The sequence below is a fragment of the Pseudoclavibacter sp. JAI123 genome (assembly GCF_013409665.1).
GTDB lineage: Bacteria > Actinomycetota > Actinomycetes > Actinomycetales > Microbacteriaceae > Pseudoclavibacter.
Genome location: NZ_JACCCM010000001.1, coordinates 1,443,572 through 1,461,831, shown reverse-complemented (window position 1 = coordinate 1,461,831; position 18,260 = coordinate 1,443,572). Strand labels below are relative to the sequence as shown.

17 protein-coding genes are annotated in these 18,260 nt (G+C 69.4%); 9 read left to right on the top strand and 8 right to left on the bottom strand.

Features of this window, described 5'->3' with window-relative positions; all coding sequences use genetic code 11:
• Nucleotides 1–34 precede the first annotated feature (34 nt).
• The 5 genes from aztB to HDC34_RS06875 all read left to right on the top strand — a co-directional run bounded on the left by aztB (nt 35) and on the right by HDC34_RS06875 (nt 5,272).
• Nucleotides 35–922 (top strand): zinc ABC transporter permease AztB, encoded by an 888-nt coding sequence (aztB, locus tag HDC34_RS06895; RefSeq protein WP_308807281.1) that lies wholly within the window; start codon nt 35–37, stop codon nt 920–922.
• Nucleotides 904–2,220 (top strand): hypothetical protein, encoded by a 1,317-nt coding sequence (locus HDC34_RS06890; protein ID WP_179556336.1) that lies wholly within the window; start codon nt 904–906, stop codon nt 2,218–2,220. Before aztB ends, HDC34_RS06890 begins: the two co-directional genes overlap by 19 nt.
• Before the next feature lie 2 nt (nt 2,221–2,222).
• Nucleotides 2,223–3,164: a zinc ABC transporter substrate-binding protein AztC gene (gene aztC, locus HDC34_RS06885; protein ID WP_179556335.1), complete on the top strand. Its 942-nt coding sequence runs from the start codon at nt 2,223–2,225 to the stop codon at nt 3,162–3,164.
• A gap of 65 nt (nt 3,165–3,229) precedes the next feature.
• Nucleotides 3,230–4,417, top strand: coding sequence for a hypothetical protein (locus tag HDC34_RS06880; protein ID WP_179556334.1), 1,188 nt, complete (start codon nt 3,230–3,232; stop codon nt 4,415–4,417).
• 186 nt (nt 4,418–4,603) lie between these two features.
• Nucleotides 4,604–5,272 (top strand): AIM24 family protein, encoded by a 669-nt coding sequence (locus HDC34_RS06875; protein ID WP_104312463.1) that lies wholly within the window; start codon nt 4,604–4,606, stop codon nt 5,270–5,272.
• A 164-nt stretch (nt 5,273–5,436) separates the two neighbouring features.
• On the opposite strand, the gene HDC34_RS06870 is transcribed toward HDC34_RS06875, so the two are convergent.
• Nucleotides 5,437–7,218 carry a helicase HerA-like domain-containing protein gene (locus HDC34_RS06870; RefSeq protein ID WP_179556333.1) on the bottom strand — a complete coding sequence of 594 codons (1,782 nt, stop codon included), beginning with the start codon at nt 7,216–7,218 and terminating at the stop codon, nt 5,437–5,439.
• 33 nt (nt 7,219–7,251) lie between these two features.
• Between HDC34_RS06870 and HDC34_RS06865 the strand changes: the two genes are divergently transcribed.
• Entirely contained in the window at nt 7,252–7,704 is a 453-nt protein-coding gene (locus tag HDC34_RS06865; RefSeq protein WP_179556332.1) for a type II toxin-antitoxin system RatA family toxin, read from the top strand.
• An 11-nt stretch (nt 7,705–7,715) separates the two neighbouring features.
• Here HDC34_RS06865 and HDC34_RS06860 read toward each other — a convergent pair whose 3' ends face one another.
• The 5 genes from HDC34_RS06860 to HDC34_RS06840 form a co-directional block, all read right to left on the bottom strand.
• A complete protein-coding gene (locus HDC34_RS06860; RefSeq protein ID WP_104253808.1) occupies nt 7,716–8,210 on the bottom strand; it encodes an HNH endonuclease in 495 nt (164 codons plus the stop codon).
• 335 nt (nt 8,211–8,545) lie between these two features.
• Complete coding sequence (locus tag HDC34_RS06855) at nt 8,546–9,586, bottom strand: C40 family peptidase (protein WP_179556331.1); 1,041 nt, start codon at nt 9,584–9,586, stop codon at nt 8,546–8,548.
• 193 nt (nt 9,587–9,779) lie between these two features.
• Nucleotides 9,780–10,958, bottom strand: coding sequence for an NlpC/P60 family protein (locus tag HDC34_RS06850; protein ID WP_179556330.1), 1,179 nt, complete (start codon nt 10,956–10,958; stop codon nt 9,780–9,782).
• A 181-nt stretch (nt 10,959–11,139) separates the two neighbouring features.
• Nucleotides 11,140–12,234, bottom strand: coding sequence for a C40 family peptidase (locus HDC34_RS06845; protein WP_179556329.1), 1,095 nt, complete (start codon nt 12,232–12,234; stop codon nt 11,140–11,142).
• A 276-nt stretch (nt 12,235–12,510) separates the two neighbouring features.
• Nucleotides 12,511–13,248, bottom strand: a complete 738-nt coding sequence (locus tag HDC34_RS06840; protein WP_179556328.1) for a metal-dependent transcriptional regulator — start codon at nt 13,246–13,248, stop codon at nt 12,511–12,513.
• Between the two features lie 76 nt (nt 13,249–13,324).
• On the opposite strand from HDC34_RS06840, the gene serC reads away from it, so the two are divergent.
• Nucleotides 13,325–14,440 (top strand): phosphoserine transaminase, encoded by a 1,116-nt coding sequence (gene serC / locus HDC34_RS06835; RefSeq protein ID WP_179556327.1) that lies wholly within the window; start codon nt 13,325–13,327, stop codon nt 14,438–14,440.
• A gap of 103 nt (nt 14,441–14,543) precedes the next feature.
• Here serC and HDC34_RS06830 read toward each other — a convergent pair whose 3' ends face one another.
• Both HDC34_RS06830 and HDC34_RS06825 read right to left on the bottom strand, forming a co-directional pair.
• A complete protein-coding gene (locus tag HDC34_RS06830) occupies nt 14,544–15,758 on the bottom strand; it encodes a DUF3027 domain-containing protein (RefSeq protein WP_179556326.1) in 1,215 nt (404 codons plus the stop codon).
• A complete protein-coding gene (locus HDC34_RS06825) occupies nt 15,758–16,141 on the bottom strand; it encodes a cold-shock protein (protein WP_104253894.1) in 384 nt (127 codons plus the stop codon). Before HDC34_RS06825 ends, HDC34_RS06830 begins: the two co-directional genes overlap by 1 nt.
• A gap of 142 nt (nt 16,142–16,283) precedes the next feature.
• On the opposite strand from HDC34_RS06825, the gene HDC34_RS06820 reads away from it, so the two are divergent.
• Nucleotides 16,284–16,553 (top strand): hypothetical protein, encoded by a 270-nt coding sequence (locus tag HDC34_RS06820; RefSeq protein WP_104253815.1) that lies wholly within the window; start codon nt 16,284–16,286, stop codon nt 16,551–16,553.
• A 26-nt stretch (nt 16,554–16,579) separates the two neighbouring features.
• Entirely contained in the window at nt 16,580–18,238 is a 1,659-nt protein-coding gene (locus tag HDC34_RS06815) for a helicase-associated domain-containing protein (protein ID WP_179556325.1), read from the top strand.
• Nucleotides 18,239–18,260 lie beyond the last annotated feature (22 nt).

Sequence of the window (18,260 nt, the reverse complement as noted above, 5' to 3'; positions counted from 1 at the left end):
GAGAAGCGTTTTCATTATGCTACGGTCCTTCCTCGTGCCCTTCCTCACCGATCCCCTCGAAGCGAGCTTCTTCGCCAGAGCCCTCATCGGCGGCTCCCTCGCCGCCGTCCTGTGCGCCTGCGTCGGCACCTGGGTCGTGCTGCGCGGCATGGCCTTCCTCGGCGAGGCGCTGGCCCACGGCATCCTGCCCGGCGTCGCACTCTCTGTGCTCCTCGGCTTCCCGCCCGTCGCCGGAGCCGCAGCCTCTGCCGCCGTCATGGCTGTGGGCGTGCGCACCCTGACGAAGCGCACCCGCCTCTCGAACGACACCGCCATCGGCATCCTCTTCGTCGGGATGCTCGCGCTCGGCATCGCGATCGTCTCGAGATCGGGGAGCTTCGCGGTCGACGTCACGGCCATGCTGTTCGGCGACGTGCTGGCCATCGGACCGGCAGAGCTCTGGCTCATCGGCGCATCCCTCGTGCTCGCGGTCGCCGGACTCGCCTTCTTCCACCGCGGGTTCACGGCACTCGCCTTCGACGAGCGCAAGGCCTTCACCCTCGGCCTGCGCCCCGAGCGCGCGAGCCTCGCCCTCATCGCGCTCGTCGCGCTCGCCGTCATCGCGTCGTATCAGGCCATCGGCACCCTGCTCGTGACGGCGCTCCTGTTGGCTCCGCCTGCCGCCGCATCCCTCACACGCAAGAGCGTCGTCGGCATCATGGCGCTCGGCAGCGCCATCGGCGTCGCCGCTGTGGTGGTCGGCCTCTACGCCTCCTGGCACCTCGCGATCGCCGCCGGCCCCGCCATCGCGCTCACCGCCGTGCTGTCCGTCGCCGTCGCCGCGCTCGTGCGTCCGGCCCGGCTCCGCGGCGCGCGCGCCCGCACCTCCTCCGCATCCACCGCTCCAGCAGAAAGCGTCACGTCTTGCCCCGCACACGCCTAACCCTCCGCCTCTCCCCCGCATCCGTTCGTCGACACCCCCTCGTCGCCACCCTGGCGGCGGTCGGGATGCTCACCCTCGCCGGGTGCGCCTCCCCCGTTCCCGAGGATGCGGCGCCCGCCGGAAGCGCTGCGCCCGAGGAGCAGCCGCACGGCTTCGTCGCCGGCGCCGAGGAGCTCACGGAAGCCCAGTCGAGCATCGCGAGCATCGGAGCGGACGGCTCCGTGAACGTGCTCAACCTCCTGACTGGCGAGAGCTCGACGCTCGACTCCGTCGCCAACCCCGCCTGGGCGGCGAGCGATGGGCGATTCGTCTTCACGGGGTCCGGAGCTGACGGCGACGGCACCACGCAGGTGATCGACACGGGTGTGTGGACGGTGCCGCACGGCGACCACGTGCACTACTACCGCACAGCTCCGGGCATCACCGGGGAGCTCGCGGAGGCGGGACCCGCCCGCGTCTCCTCGGACGAGGCCGTCGCAGCCCTCAGCTTCGAGGACTCCGGGACCACCGTCATCCTCGATCGTCACGCACTCGGACAGGGCGAGGTGGTCGAGCTCGCCCGAGTCGAGTCCACCGCCCACGGTGCGGCCGCAGCCCCGGTCGGCGATGCGGTCGTCGCCAGCAGCGTCGAGTCGCCAGGCGGAACGCCGACGCTGGGCGCCTATTCGCTCGACGGTCAGGACCTGGGCGTCGACGTCGAATGCCCGGGACTGGGCGACGTCCAGCAGACGAGCCTCGGTGCGACCTTCGCGTGCTCCGACGGCCTCGTGTTCGCAGCTGCCGCGGAGGCAGGCGCCGAGTCCGCGGCCCCCGCCCTCACCAAGGTCGCCTATCCGGCGGTCAGCAGCACGACAGACCAGGGCGCTGCACCCGTCGGCCCGGCGAGCTCGCTCGAGAACCGCCCGCACCGGCCCGCCGTCGCAGGCCCGGCCGGAGACGCAGGCATCTGGCTCGCCTCGTCCAGAACGCAGGAGCTGAGCTTCATCCCCACTGCGGACCCGATCCTCACCGCCGTGGCAGTCGCCGACGACAGCAGCCGCATCGTCGCTGTCGACCGCCAAGGCACGCTGCTGGTCATCGACGGGGAGACCGGTGAGGTGACCGGCACGCAGGCCGGGCTCATCGGCACCCCGGACTCCGCCGCGAGCGTCCACCTCTCCGTCGACACGAGCCGCGCCTACCTGAGCACTCCAGCCTCCACCGACCTGCACGAGATCGACTACAAGGACAGCGCCCGCATCGCCCGCACCCTCGACCTCTCCTCCCCTCCGGCCTTCGCCTTCGAGACGGGGAACTGACCATGACCAGCCGCACCCAGCCCCCGACCCTCCGGACGATCGCCGCCGCGTTCGCCGCCGTGACCATCACGGCGAGTCTCGCGTCCTGCAGCGCGACGGGAACCGACGACCGACCCGAGATCGTCGTGACCACGAACATCCTCGGCGACGTCGTCACCGAGCTCGTCGGCGACCAGGCCACCGTCACGACCCTCATGAGACCCGGCGCCGACCCGCACTCCTTCAGCCTCTCCGCGCAGGAGGCCGCCTCCATCGAGAACGCCGACCTCGTCGTCTCCAACGGGCTCGGCCTGGAGGAGGGAGTCGCGCAGCACCTCACGCAGGTCGACGCGGCGGGCATCCCCCACTTCGTCGCGAGCGACGCCTTCGAGCCACTCGCCTACACGGAAGGGGACGCGGAAGGCATGGACGACCCTCACTTCTGGACCGACCCGGCCAGGATGTCGGCGGTCGTCGACGCCCTGAGCCGCCAGCTCTCGACGGACGTCGACGGCCTCGACCAGGCGGCGCTCGATGCCTCGGTCGCCGACTATTCCGGTCAGCTCGACGAGCTCGACACGTGGATGCAGGCCCAGTTCGACACCATCCCGAGCGCGTCGAAGAGCCTCGTCACCAACCACCACGTCTTCGGCTACCTGGCAGACCGGTTCGGCTTCACCATCGTGGGCACCGTCATCCCCGGTGGGACGACGCTGGCCGCGCCGAGCGCCGCCGACTTCGCCGAGCTCAGCGCGGACATCACGACCGCCGGCGTCTCCACGATCTTCGCCGACGCATCGAGCCCGGACGACCTCGCCCGCGCCCTCGCGAACGAGGCTGGCATCGACGTGCGCGTCGAGCCGCTGTTCACGGAATCGCTCACCCCGGCGGGCGGCGGTGCCGAGAGCTACCTCGAGATGATGCGCGCCAACACGGAGCGCATCACCTCAGGCCTCGCGCCCTGATGCTCCGACCGGCCCCGACCACGATCCCCCATCCCAGAAGCAAGTCCGCACACAGAAAGGTCTCCATGACCATCGCATCACCATTGAAGACGCGCGGCGCCATCGCCGTCACCGCCCTCGGCATCCTCGCCCTGACCGGCTGCGCGCAGACCACCCCGGCCGCCCCCGGTGAAGCGGCGGCAACCCCCGGGTCCGCCTCCGCACCTGCATCCGAGACGGTCACACTCACCTACGACGGCGGACTCGTCGTTCTCGACGCCGCGACCCTCGAGGTGGTCGGCGACGTGCCCATCGAGGGATTCACGCGCGTCAACCCCGTCGGCGACGGCCAGAACGTGCTGGTGACGACCGAGACCGGATTCCAGGTGCTCGACACCCAGCAGCCGGCCCTGACCGGCCTCACGTTCGAGGGTTCCAAGGCCGGCCACGCCGTGCCGCACGCCGGCAAGACCGTGCTCTTCTTCGACGGCACGGGCGACTCCGTCATCTTCGACACGGATGCGCTCCTCGCCGACAACACGACGCTGCCGGAGACGACGACGGTCGCGAGCGACGCCGCGCACCACGGCGTCTCGATCGAGCTCTCCGACGGCACGTTCGTCACGACGCTCAGCGACCGCACCGGCATCGTCGCGACCGACGCCGACGGCAACGAGCTCGCCCGCTCGACCGAGTGCCCCGGCGTGCACGGCGAGGGAACCGTGAAGGACGAGGTCGTCATCGTGGGGTGCGAGAACGGCGCGCTCGCCTACGCGGACGGGGAGATCACCAAGCTCTCGTCGCCGGACGACTTCGGTCGAATCGGCAACATGTTCACGACCGAGGATTCGGCCATCGCGCTCGGTGACTACAAGTCGGATCCGGACGCCGAGGGCTACCTCCTCCAGGCCTTCAGCCTCGTTGACACGGCGACCGGCACCATCTCCGTGCACGAGCTCCCCGAGGGTGTCGGCTACACCTTCCGCGACCTGGGTCGCGGCTCTGACAACGAGGCGATCATCCTCGGCTCCGATGGGTCGCTGCACCTCTTCTCTGAGGCGGACGGCTCGCTCATCACCTCGATCCCGGTCATCGACGCGTGGGAGGGTCCGGCCGAGTGGCAGGACGCTCACCCCGCACTGAAGGTGCAGGACGGCGTCGCGTACGTCACCGACCCGGCGACGAGCAGCATCCACGCGGTCGACCTCGAGACCGAGGAGATCACCACCTCGGAGACGCTCCCCGGCGTGCCGAACGAGATCGCGCTGAGCTAGAGCGGCCACCCGCAGGATTCCGCGGCTCGGCGGTACCGCACGAGCCTGAGCGAAACCCGGGGCGCATGGGGAGCACTCCCCATGCGCCCCGCAAGCGAACGGCAATATGATTCCGAACAGCGAGGCCCTCAGCCCCGCGATTGCAGGCATCGTGCTTCAGTGAAGCAGACGACAAGGAGAATGAGCATGCGCAGCGAGCTATTCGCGGAAGCGAACCGGGAGAGCCAGAGCACCGAGCGTTGGGTGCTGCAGTCGAAGAAGATGCTGCGCGTCGGCTTCGGCCCAGAGGTCCTCGCGGCCAAGGGCGCCATGGTCGCCTACCAGGGCCAGTTCGACTTCAAGCACGAGGGCTCCGGCGGCCTCGGCAAGTTCATGAAGAAGATGGTCTCGGGCGAGGGCGGCTCGCTCATGCGCGTCGGCGGCCAGGGTGAGGTCTTCTTCGCCCGCCAGGGCGCGGACGTCTTTACGCTCACGCTCGAGGGCGAGGGCATCACCATCAACACGTCCAACCTCCTCGCGTTCGACGCGAACCTGCAGTGGGACATCAAGATGCTCGCGAACGCGGGCATGATGACGGGCGGCCTCTTCAACCTCGAGGTCGGCGGGCACGGCACCGTCGCCGTCTCGAGCGACGGCCCGCCCATGGTCCTCGACTGCTCCGTGCAGCCCACCTTCGTCGACCCGCAGGCGGCGATCTGCTGGTCGCAGAACCTGCAGCCGACCATCAAGAACGACTTCAAGATGGGCTCGCTCATCGGCCGCGGCTCGGGCGAGTCGTTCCAGCTGGCATTCCACGGGCCCGGGTTCGTCGTCGTGCAGCCGAGCGAGGGCGTGCCGATCGTCGCCACCGCCTGAGGAGACCGGGCAGGTTCGGCGCTGAAGGGCGGCACCGAGTTCGTCGTCGACGTCGGTTCAAGCGCACTGAGCTGAACGACGCGGCAGCATGACGGAGGCGGGTGGTGGATCGAGGAGATCCGCCACCCGCCTCCGTCATGCCCGGCCGGTCCGGGCTCGGCCGGTCAGCGTCGCTTCTTGAAGAGCGTGCCGAACACGCCGCGCACGACCTCGCGCACGATCGTCTGGCCGGTGCGCGAGCCGAGGAGGTCGCTCACGACATTGCCGCCGCCCGTATCCTGCCTCGCCCTGGTGGTGGTGCGGGTCTGCGTGCGCGAGCGCGTGGCCCTCTCGGCGCGCTCCCGCTCCTTCGCATCCTTCGCGGCCTGCTTCTCGGCCTCGGCGGCCGCAGCTTCCGCGCGCTCCCGCTCTGCCGCGGCGTTCATCTTCGACGTGAGCACCTCATGCGCCGACTGCGGATCGAGCACCGGCGCATACCGCGGGTACAGGGACGAGGAGGCGACGAGCTGCCGGAGGCCATCTTCCGGGGTCGGCGACATGGATGCCTGCGGGGCGCGCAGCCGAGTCCAGGCGACCGGTGAGGGCGCGCCCTTCTCGTTCATGACCGTGACGATCGCCTCACCGGTGGCGAGCTGCGTGAGCACCTCTTCGAGGTCGTACCCACTCTTGGGATACGTGCGCACCGTCTGCCGCAGAGCGGTCGCGTCGTCTGGCGTGTGCGCCCGCAGCTGGTGCTGGATGCGCGAGCCGAGCTGGGCGAGCACGTCGTCCGGCACGTCCTTGGGCGTCTGCGTGACGAAGAAGATGCCGACGCCCTTGGAGCGGATGAGCCGAACCGTCTGCGTGATCTGCTCGATGAACGCCTTCGAGGCGCCGGAGAAGAGCAGGTGCGCCTCGTCGAAGAAGAACACGAGCTTCGGCTTGTCGAGGTCGCCGACCTCGGGGAGCTCGTTGAACAGGTCCGCGAGCAGCCACATGAGGAACGTCGAGAAGAGCGCCGGGTTGCTGGCCACGCCGGGGAGCTCGAGCAGGCTGACGACCCCGCGCCCGTCGTCCGTGACACGCAGGAACTCACGGGTATCGATCTCGGTCTCGCCGAAGAAGATGTCAGCGCCCTGCTCGGAGAAGTTCACGAGCTCCCGCAGGATCACGCCGGCGGTCTGCTTCGAGAGGCCGCCGATCCCCTCGAGCTCGACCTTGCCTTCTGCGCTCGTGAGGTACTGGAGCACCGTGCGCAGGTCCGACAGGTCCACGAGTGCGAGCCCGTGCTCATCCGCGAAGTGGAAGACGAGGCCGAGGCTCGACTCCTGCGTCTTGTTGAGGCCGAGCACCTTGGAGAGCATGAGGGGTCCGAAGCTCGACACGGTCGCGCGGATGGGAACGCCGATGCCCCGCCCGCCGAGCGAGAACACCTCGGTCGGCGCGGCAGCGGGCACCCAGTCCTGGCCGATGCCCCGCGTGCGCGCGAGCAGCTTGTCGTTCGGCTCACCCGGGGTGGCGATGCCGGACAGGTCTCCCTTGATGTCGGCCGCGAACACGGGCACCCCAGCCGCCGAGAGCTGCTCGGCGAGCACCTGCAGGGTCTTCGTCTTGCCGGTGCCCGTTGCCCCAGCGACGAGCCCGTGGCGATTCGTCATCGCAAGGGGGATGCGCACCGGCACCCCTGGCACGGCCTCGCCGTTCACGATGGCGCCGATCTCGAGCGCAGCCGCCTCGAACGCGTACCCGGCACGCACGGCCTCAAGCTGCTGCTCGTCCAGCGGACCGGAGACGCTCGCCGCGGTGGCGGGAGCGGACTCGGGCTCGGGCACGGGCACGGGCACGGGCTCGGGCTCGGACTCGGCGGCCGCGGAGGCCTCAGCCTCTGCCTCGGCGGCAGCGAGGGCGGCCGTCGCTTCCTCGAGTGCTCTGCGTGCGGCTTCGATACGGGCATCGGCGTCAGTCATGGCACCAGGCTAGTCACTCCTAGACTTGGTTCCATGCCTCAGCTGGAAGCGTCCGTGATCGTGCCACTCTCCCCCGACGAGGCGTTCGCGCTCGCGCACACCGTCGGCGAGGCACGCAGCTGGGACCCTGGCGTCGTCCGCAGCCAGTACATCCGCGGCGCAAGCGCACCCCACCCTGGCGCGCACTTCTTCACGAAGACCCCGAGCGGGCGGCGCATGATCCTCGAGCTGCGTATTGTGCACGCACCGCTCATGAGCGCCGCAGAGATGGTCAAGGGCCCGGCCTGGCTCGCCTCGTTCGGTGAGGGCTGGCGGTTCGAGGCCGTCGACGGCGGCACGAAGGCGACCTGGAAGTACACGTACAAGCTCGCTTCCCCGGTCTTCGCCTCGACGCTCGGAGCTGCGACGAAGCCCGTATTCGACCGCGAGCTCAAGGAACGTGCCGACGCGTTCGCATCACGGGCCGAGCAGCTCGCCGCCGTCTGACAGCGGAACCGCTAAGCGGCTGGCAGGTAGGCGGCCCACTCCGGCAGCTCACGCTCGACGCTGCGCGGTGACCAGCCGGTGGCCCGCGGCGGCCGTGGGGTGAGGCGAAGTCGCCACCCCATCTCCCCCGGCGTCTTGTCGCCCTTGACGTTGTTGCAGCGCAGGCAGCACGCGACGAGGTTCTCCCAGCTGTCGCGCCCTCCTCTCGAGCGGGGCAGGATGTGGTCGATCGTGTTCGCGAACCCATCGCAGTAGCCGCACCGGTTCGCGTCCCGGCGCAGCACTCCCTTCCGGCTGACCGGCTGCATGCGCGCCATGGGCACGCGCACGTACCTGGTGAGCAGGATGACGCGAGGCCGCTCCCAGACGCCGCTGGACGCGAGCACGGGGTGCTCCTCATCCACATCGATGACGCTTGCCTTGCCGTGAAGCACCAGCACGAGCGCCCGCCGGTCGGAGACCACCCCGAGTGGTTCGTAGCCTGCGTTCAGGACGAGAGTTCGCATCGCGGACCTGCTTTCGCATCCGTACGAAAAAAGGGCACCGCCCGGATCGGCGGCACCCTTGAATCGAGTAGGTAGATGGACTGACGAGACTCGTCGGCCTGTATTCGCATGGTCTGACAGGCTTCACCGCTCTGGTAGACGTCGAGGGCTGAGCACGCGCGCGCATCCGTGGCGTGGATGCTGCTGCGTGCCCTCATTGACGCTCCCGAGTGTCGTCGATCTGGCATCAGCGTAGACCACGCATGCAGAATGCGGGAGGGGCATCTTCGCTTGTTCACGGGCCGGAAAGGCCCGAGACAGGAAGCTGCCCCTCCCGCATCAGGAGGACCGAGGGGTCAGAGGCGCACGAAGTAGTAGCTGCCACCGGCGTCGAGGCCGCCGAGCTCGACCATGCGACCCTCGGTCGGAGCGTCGATCATCTGTCCGTTGCCGGCGTAGATGCCGACATGGAAGTTCGGGAAGATGACGAGGTCACCCGGCTGCGGGTCGGAGACGCGCGTTCCGGCGGCCGCCTGCGCGCTCACGCCGTGCGCGACATCCACACCGTGGAGGCCGAAGACGTACTTCACGAGACCGGAGCAGTCGAAGCCGTCTGGCGTCGCCCCCCCGAACACGTACGGCGAGACGCCGATGAACTGCGAGGCGGTCTCGACGACGCTGGCGCCGACAGCACTCTGTCCGGTCGCTCCGCTGGCGTCAGCCCTTGTCGCGTCTGCCGAAGTCGCGTCGGCCGTTGGCTCGGGCGTCGCCACGGCGGCGACCTGGTCTGCACTGAAGCTGACGACCGATGTCTCGGTGCGGTCGGTGACGGTCTCTGGTGCAGGAACGGCGGGAGTCGCATCGGCGACCGCATCGGCGATGGCCGCCTCGACGGATGCCTGGTCGTTCTGCGCGTCTGCGTTGGTGTCGTCGGAGGTGCCGTCCTGGGCTGTCACGGCACTGGAGAGGCTTGCCTCGCTGGCCGGCGCTGCCATCGTGCTCGGCACGATGGCGCCTGCGGTCGTGACGGCGGCGAGCGACGCCGCGATGGCGAGGCCGCCGGCGACGCGGCGCCGGGCGACGAGCTGCTTGGGGCGTGGGGCACGGATCGTCATGGCGCGCTCGCCCGCGAACGATGCTGGAACCGCGGGTCCGGATGAGGCCGCTCCGGCGGACGTGGCCGCGGCCTGCTCGGCAGGGACGACCGAGAGAAGCGAGGTCATCGCGTTGCGCTCGATGCGACCGGTCTCTTCGATCTGAGCGGATGCAGAGGACTGATGGTTGGCGACGGAGGCGAACGCCGATGCGCTCAGCGACTTCGTGGCAGCTGCGACGGGGCGCACACCGGTCTGGCGTTCGATGGCGCGTGCCTCGCGACGAGTCAGCGTGGTGCTCATGGATTTCCTTCGGGTGGAGCTGAGCACCAACCGGTGCCCTGGACTCCGACGAGCGTAACCGTTTATAACGGAATTGTCACGCTCAGATCACAGAAGCATCCCAAGACGTCACGTTTAGGTCACGAAGAACGACGCCGCGCACAGCAGATGCTGTGCGCGGCGTCGTGATGCAACGAGTCCGAACTGGCCGAACCTAGTTGAACGTGTAGTACACGGGGTTGCTCCACCAGATGGAGCGGTACTGCACGACCTTGCCGCCGTATCCGGGTGAGTCGATGACCATTCCGTCGCCGGCATAGATGCCGATGTGCGCTCCTGGCTGCACGACGAGGTCGCCGGGCTGGGGGCTGGACGTCTGGCGGGCGCCTGCGATCTGGTTGCTGACCGATCCAGACAGCGAGATGCCCTGCGTGGCGTAGACGGCCTTGGTGAGATCGGTGCAGGCGGGGAAGTACGAGCCGACGTAGCTGTGCGCGGCGGCGATCAAGCTCGACGTGTCGACGTTGCCCGATCCTGATGAGGAAGCACCTGACGAGGATGGCGACGACGAGGTCGTCGAGGTCTGGCTGCTGGTGCCGCCGCCGGACGATGTGCTGGACGACGTCGACGACTCCGCCTCTGGCTCCTGAGTCTCCTCGGGAGTCGGCGTCGGGGTCGGGGTCTCGGCGACCGCGGCCAGGTCGTCGCTCGAGATGGAGACGACGGTCGAGTCAGTGCGGTCGACGGCGACCTCGGGAGCCGCAACGAGGGCGACTTCCTCGGCGGGCGCAGCTTCCGCGGCGGGAGTCGTGGTGGCGTCGGCGGGAGCGGCAGTTGCATCCGGTGCGGTCGCTGCGACCAGGTTGGCCTGTGACTGCACCTCGCTCTTGCCATCTGCGACAGCCGCTGGGACGACGATGCCTGCCGTGGCGGCGGCGGCAACCGTCGCGGCGGCGGCGAAGCTCGCGGCCGTGCGGCGGCGACCGCGGGCTACGAGCGCGGCCGGCTTGGCCGCACGGATGCTTACCGCTCGGCCCGTGAGGGCTTCCGAGATGGGGGTCACGTCGGCCGAGGGCGCATCGTCGGCCTGCTCGGCTGCCTGGAAGGCGGCGCGGTCGACCGCGGGCGCAACGGGAAGGACAGAAACGAGCGAGCCGTGCTGGTTGCGCTCGATGCGAGCCGTGTCGTGCACGGATGCAGCTGTGGCGTCAGGGCGCGAGGCCTCCGTCGCCGAGAGCTCGGCGATGGACGCGTCGATGACCGGGGCAGAGACCCCGGTGACTGCCGCGGGAGCCGCGGCTGGCCGAACTCCGGTCTGCCGCTCGATCGCGCGGGCTTCGCGGCGGGTCAGCACCTTGGTGCTGTCCGTTCGCGGGGTGCTCGATGTGCTCAAGACTTCTCCTCGGGTGTTTTCGAACACCGTTGGAACCGGCATCCTCGACGCGTACGAGCCTACACAAAGGTCACAGAATTGTCACGGCCAGGTCACAAATCGATGCACGCGGGATCACGGAGCCATAACGACGAAGCGCGCCCAGCAGAAGCTGGACGCGCTTGTCGAGGTGAATCGCTGCTTAGCGGAGCGTCACGTAGTAGGGGCTGCCCCACGAGATCGAGCGGTACATGACCGACCGCGAGCCGTCGCCCGGATCGTCGATGACCATTCCGTTGCCCGCGTAGATGCCGATGTGCTCACCGGGCCAGACGACGAGGTCGCCGGGCTGCGGGTTCGTGGTCGGTGTGCCCATCGCTGCCTGCGCGGAGACGCCCCGCGGGAGCGAGATGCCGACTGCTGCATACGCAGCCTGCGTCAGCAGGTCACACGACCCGAAGAGCGTGCCGACGTAGCTCATGGCAGCGGAAGAGACGCTCGACGAGTCGACGCTGAGTCCACCGGTCGAAGCCGAAGTGGCCTGGCCGGAGGTGCTTCCGCCGGTGGACGTCGTGCCACCGGTCGAGGCGCGGGTGTCTGCCGTTGCCGTGGGCTCAGGAGTTGCGACGACTTCGGCGACCTGGTCGCTCGAGAACGTCACGACGCTCGACTCGGTGCGGTCGACCGCGACCTCGGGTGCCGCGACGAGGTCGACAGAGACCTGCTCAGCGGTCGCTTCCTCGGTGGCCTCGGCTGTCGCGCTGGGCTCGGCCGCCGGAGCGTCCGTCTCAACGGTCGTAGCGGCGACGAGGTTGGCCTGGGCCTGGTCGGCACCGTTGCCGTCAGCCACTGCGGCCGGAACGACGACGCCAGCCGTCGCAATCGCGGCTGCCGTGGCAGCGGCGGCGAAGCCACCTGCCGTGCGTCGACGCTGGCGAGCGACGACTGCGGCAGGCTTGGCGGCGCGGATGCTCAGCGAGCGCCCCGTGAATGCCTCGGGGATCTCGATGACCTCGGCGAGCTTCGTCTCGACGGCCTCATCGCCAGCGACCTGGGGCAGTGCCGTGGTCGTGGGAAGCACGGAGACGAGCGCACCGAGTTCGTTGCGCTCGATGTGAGCGGTGTCGTGCACAGATGCAGAGGGCGCTGAGGTGATCTCTGCGACCGAAGCCTCGATCACCGGCGCGGACACACCCGCGACACCGACGGTCGCCACCGGGCGCTGGCCCGTGCGGCGCTCGATCTCACGAGCCTGGCGTCGCGTCAGCGGTGCCGTGGCGTTCGAAAAGTTTTCCAAGTCGTTCCTCCAGCGCCTGACTCCTGGGAGCCGATCCCGCTCTTGCCTGTTACCAGGGGAAGCTAGGTCGAGGAGCGGGATGCGGCGCCTCGGCCTGCCAGCTATGCAGATTGCATAGCTCATGACTCGGACAACACTAGTGGAAAACCTGTGAATTGTCACGCTTCGGTGTCAGAACGCTAACGCCGAGGTAACGAGTCCCGGAATAGAGCGGAAGTCAGGCGCTTCGAGGTCCGCAGAACGCGGAGGAGATCTTCAGCTGGCCGTGACCGGATCTCAGCCTAGCGCACCTTCGGGGCTCAGGATCGCATCTACGTAGACGTGTTCTGCGGTTTCCAGCGAGACCTCCACACCGATGCCGCCTGACGCGGGCAGGAGACCGATCCACGCACCGCGACGCTGCAACGTGACCTGGGTGCCAGGAAGGACCCCGGCCTCGCGGAGCAGCGTAAGGGTCTGCAGGTCGGACTGGACTGGCTCGCCGAGGCGACGCACCTTCGCGAGGACCGGCTCGGTCGACGTCGCGCCGCTCGCCGCGACCTCGAGCAGCGTCGAGACGCTCACGACGCCGGACAGGAACTCCTCAGCGGGCTCGGCGCCGAACTCGTCGAGCCCGGGAATCGGCGTGCCGTACGGCGACTCACTCGGGCGCCCGAGCATCTCGAAGATGCGCTGCTCGGCCTCGTCGCTCATGACGTGCTCCCAGCGGCAGGCCTCTTCATGCACCTGCGCGAGGTCCAGGCCGATCACGTTCGCGAGCAGCCCCTCGGCGATGCGGTGCTTCCGAAGCACTCGGGTGGCTTTCGCGCGACCGTCGATGGTGAGCACGAGCCTGCGGTCGCTCGCGACGGAGACGAGTCCGTCGCGCTCCATGCGGGCGATCGTCTGCGACACCGTCGGCCCCGAGTGGCCGAGCCGCTCGGAGATCCGAGCGCGAAGCGGGGTGATGCCCTCTTCCTCGAGGTCGAGAATGGTGCGGAGATACATCTCCGTGGTGTCCACCAGATTGGTCACGCCCCGCCACCTCCCGTTGCATTGGTCCGCCAAGCCTAGCGGCGAGCGAGGCCACTCGCGCGCATAGGCTTGCAGCATGCCTGACATTCGCATCCCGACTGAGTTCATTCCGCTCGACGGCCGATTCGGCTGCGGCCCGTCGGTTGTACGGCCCGCACAGATCGACCACCTCGTCGCCGGGGCCACGAGCATCCTCGGCACCTCGCACCGCCAAGCGCCGGTGAAGGACCTGGTCGGCCGGGTCCGCTCCGGGCTCTCGTCGCTCTACCGACTTCCCGACGGCTACGAGGTCCTCCTCGGCAACGGCGGGTCGACCGCGTTCTGGGACTCGGCTGCCTTCGGCCTGATCGCCGACCGCGCCCAGAACCTGACGTTCGGCGAGTTCGGCGGGAAGTTCGCCAAGGCCGCAGCCGCCCCGTGGCTCACAGCCCCTGACGTGCGCTCCGCCGAGCCCGGCACCATCGCCGCCCCCGAGGCCCTTGCCGGTGTGGACGTCTATGCCTGGCCGCACAACGAGACGTCGACGGGCGCGATGGCTCCCATCCGCCGCGTGCACGGTGACGAGGGCGCACTGACCGTCATCGACGCGACGAGCGCTGCCGGCGGCGTCGACATCGACATCAGCGAGACGGACGTCTACTACTTCGCTCCGCAGAAGAACTTCGGTTCGGACGGTGGCCTCTGGATCGCGATCGCGTCGCCCGCCGCTCTCGAGCGCATCGAGCGCATCGCGGCCTCAGACCGCTACATCCCCGACTTCCTGAAGCTCAGCCACGTGGTCGAGAACTCGCGGAAGAACCAGACGCTCAACACCCCCGCGATCTCGACGCTCCTGCTCCTCGAGGCCCAGCTCGACTGGATCAACGGCAACGGCGGACTCGCCTGGGCCGACAGCCGGACCCGCACATCCTCCGGGATCATGTACGACTGGGCCGAGGCTTCGGCGTATGCGACCCCGTTCGTCTCGAACCCGGCGGAACGCTCGCAGGTCGTCACGACGATCGACTTCAACGACGACGTGGACGCCGCCGCGATCGCTGCGGCTCTCCGTGCCAACGGCATCGTCGACACGGAGCCCTACCGCAAGCTCGGCCGCAATCAGCTGCGGGTGGCGACCTTCACCTCCGTCGACCCCGACGATGTCCGACGTCTCACCGGTGCTATCGACTACGTGATCGAGCACCTGGGCTGAGTCGATCTCTCGCGCTGAGCGAGAAGCGACACACGAAGAAGGGGCGTCACCAGCAGCTGCTGGTGACGCCCCTTCTCTCTCCGCGGAAGGTGCCCGCGTCTCGCTAGTCCTCCGTGCGAGCCGTGTCCGCAGCGGTCGAGTCCGCGGCCCGCGAGTCGTCGGAAGCGGTCTCAGGCTCGAAATCGACGCCATCGAACACGTCGTCCATGTCGTCGGCGAACTCGCGGATGTCGGCTGCCTCACCGAATTCGACGGGATCCTGCGCCGGAAGCTCGTCCTCGCTTCTCGGCACGACCACCACGCGGCGGCGCTTGCCACGAGCCTTCGCCTTGGCTGGCTCGGCGTGCACCGCAGCGACGGCGACCCGGTCGGATTCAACGGGCCCGTCGGCAGCGTCTCCCACATCCACTTGGACGTCGGGAGCGGTGTCCACCGCCTTGACGGCCTTCTTGCGCTTCCGACGCTCGGGCTTCTGCGGGGCAGTCTCGTCGGATGCCTCGTCCGGCCTGCCGTCGGTCAGCTCGATCGCCTCGGGACTGGCCTGGTCGACACGCTTGCGCCGCGACTTCTTCGGCTTGCCCTCGCTCGGTGCTTCGTCGACGGCAGCGCCGGAGGCGTCCTCGGGAGTGCCACCGCGCTCAACGCTGCCAGCCGCGAGCTCGTCTCCAGCCTCCGATTTCGCCTTCTTCGCGGACTTGTCCTTCTTGCGCTTCTTCTTCTTCGGCTTCTCAGCCGCTGCGCCCGCGTCGATATCCTCGGCGGAAGCGAGCTGACCCGGCTCAGCGGCGGTGGCCTCGTCCTCACTCGACTCAGCGCCTGTCGGCTCGACTTCGGCGGTCCCATCGGCGCCGATGCGGCGACGCGTACGAGTGCGGCGGATGCGCTTGCTCGACTTCGGAGCGGGCTCCTCACCCGTCGCCTCGGCCGGCTCGTCGCCGACCTCGGCGGCTTCGCCGGCCTCGAGCAGCTGGGCGGCCTCGTAATCGGCGAGTCGGTCGGACCACGGCACCCACGAGGGTGCGAGCAGAGCCCCGTCTCCGGGCAGCAGCTCGACCTCGAGCACCGTCGGCTCCGCCTGGTCGACGAGCCGAACCAGCGAGACATTCCAGCGCCAGTCCGGGTATCCAGGCAGGCGGGTCGTGTACTGCAGGGTGTAGACCCCGTCATCCGTCTCCGGGACGACGGCGACGAGCTCGCCGAGCTCCGAGGCCGGCGTCACGTCCAGCAGCGCGGCCCACGCGAGCCGTCGCGAAGGTTCGAGCTCGGCCGCGTCGAGGGCGACCCCGAGCGGGGCTGGAAGCACGGCCTCGTTCGTCATCAGGCGTCCAAGTCGTCCGCGACGCGACGGAGCATCGCTGCGATCTTCGCGCCCTGCGGCTTCTCTGGGTAGCGGCCTCGACGCATCGCGCCGCCGACCGTGTCGAGCAGCTTCACGAGGTCCTCGATGATGACCGCCATGTCGTCAGGCGACTTGCGCTGGATGCGCGCGACGCTCGGGGGCGCCTCGAGGACGCGAACCGACAGCGCCTGCGCACCGCGTCGGCCGTCGGCGATGCCGAACTCGAGCTTCGTTCCCGGGCGCACCGACGAGGTCCCTGCTGGCAGCGCCGTCGCGTGCAGGAAGATCTCCTGACCGTCGTCGGCCGCAATGAAACCGAATCCCTTGTCCTCGTCGTAGAACTTCACCTTGCCGGTGGGCATGGCCATCTCCTTGTTCGGCGCGTAGAGCACCAGATCGAACTTTCACAGGCGGGGCGGCGAACTTCGTCTCCCCTGGTCGGCCGCGGCGTGCGGCTGATCCGAACCAGTCTACGGTGGCGCGCATGTCGATTAGTCTGGTTCGGTGACCTCTTCCAACGGCGCCCCCATCGCGAAGGGCGAACGCATCCTCGCATTCATGTCCCTCGGCATCGCGGCGATCTCGTTCATCGCGCTCCTGGTGCTTCTCGCGACGCCGCTTCTCGGCATCGAAGTGGACGCAACCAATCCCATCTGGCCGACGCTGCTCTTCGTCACCTACCTCGGGTTCCCGATCGCGTTCCTCCTCATCCTCTCGCTCATCATCTGGCGCGTCGTCGCGAACCGGCGTTCGCGGGGCAGGTCCGAGAACTGATCGACGCCTCCCCGAGCGCGCTGCGGGTGCTCCAACTCCTCCGCAGCCTCGATCGCACCGACCTCGCCGCCCTCGCAAGCTGGCGCAGGTTGTCGATGCGCGGCTCGAACGGGGCCATGGACATCGCCGAGGCCCTCGCAGATGAGGCCGACATCGGCGAGGCCGTGGGCAAGCTCGGCTGGCGGGATGCATCCCGCTTGGCTTCGGGCTCGGTGGAGGCGCTGCAGAGCGCGCGGCTTCGCGGTCTCGCCGTCGGCACACTGGAGGCTCCCGAGCTCCTGCCCGCCGCATCCGCCGCGCTCACCCGACAGCTCGCCGGGGCGGGCGACGACGTGACCGTCGAGCGGGCGGACCTCGCGCCGCTCCCCCAGGCGACAGAGCGCGCCCACGGCGCAGCGCAGCTCGCGGCGGACGCGATCGCCTCGCTCGACCTCGCCCCGCGCGCCTACCGAGACGGTCGGGGTGGCCTGCAACTCGGCGCCACGACGGTCCGGCGCATCGCCGCCGAGCTGCACACCGAGCAGACCGTGCTCTCGCCGCTCTTCGAGTGGATGCTCGACCTGGGCCTCTGCAGCCCGGTCGCGGATGCCATGCGCCCGACGGCCGCCGGGCGCGCATTCAGATTGAGCGCCCCGCTCGATCGCTGGCGCCGACTGGCCGAGTGCTGGCTGGCCGAGCTCAGCGTGGCGAACCGCGCAGGCCTGCTCCGCGACAGCGCGAGCCACGCGACCCCGCAGACGGAGCTCCTCGGGCTGACCGTCGAGGGCCGACTCAGCCAGCTCGGGCTCCTGCTCACGCACGACGACCTCCGGGCCGCGGCAGAGCTCCTCGCGTCCGCGCTCCCTGAGGAGGTGGCAGGCGTCTACCTGCAGCCCGACCTCTCGATCATCGCGCCCGGCCCGCTCGCCCCCGTCGACGAGCAGGCGCTGCAGGCGGTGGCGTCCCTCGAGCGACGCGGGCTCGCATCGAGCTACCGCCTCTCCGAGGCGTCCGTCACGCACGCCCTCGGCACGGGCCTCTCCATCGCCGAGATCGAGGCGACGCTGGCGAGGCTCTCCCTCACGGGCATCCCGCAACCGGTCGAGTACCTGCTCCGCGAGGCCTCGAACCGGCACGGTCGGGTCCGGGTCCGCGAGCATCCCGTGAGACCGGGGACCATCGTCACGAGCCAGGACCCAGCCCTCATGGACGCGCTCCGGGTGGATGCCGCGGTCGCTCCGCTCGGGCTGCGCCAGTCGGGGGAAGGCGCGCTCGTCTCCTCAGCCTCTCGAGACACGGTCGTGCTGATGCTCCTCGACGCTCGATACCCGGCCAGCGCCGAGAACGCCGAGGGCCAGCTCGTTCCTCTGCGACCGAGGGAGACGGCCCCCGCCCGGGAGCTCGGTCCCAGTGACGCGGCACTGCGCTTCGCCGACGCGTTGCACGACGAGGCGACCCGGCTCGATGCCGGCGACGACGCGCAGACGTGGGTGCAGCGGCAGCTGGAGGTCGCCAGGCGGGCGAAGAGCGAAGTGACGGTGAGAGTCGACCTCGGCGGCGGCAAGGAGACCACCCTCCGACTCGTCCCGATGAGCGTCGCGGCGGGACGCCTGCGAGCGCGCGACCTCGCGGCCGACGTCGAGCGAACCCTGCCGATCCGCGCGATCCTCGAAGTCCAGCTCTCCGAACAGCCGGACGTCGAGTAGCCCCCACGCATTCGGGGCGCTT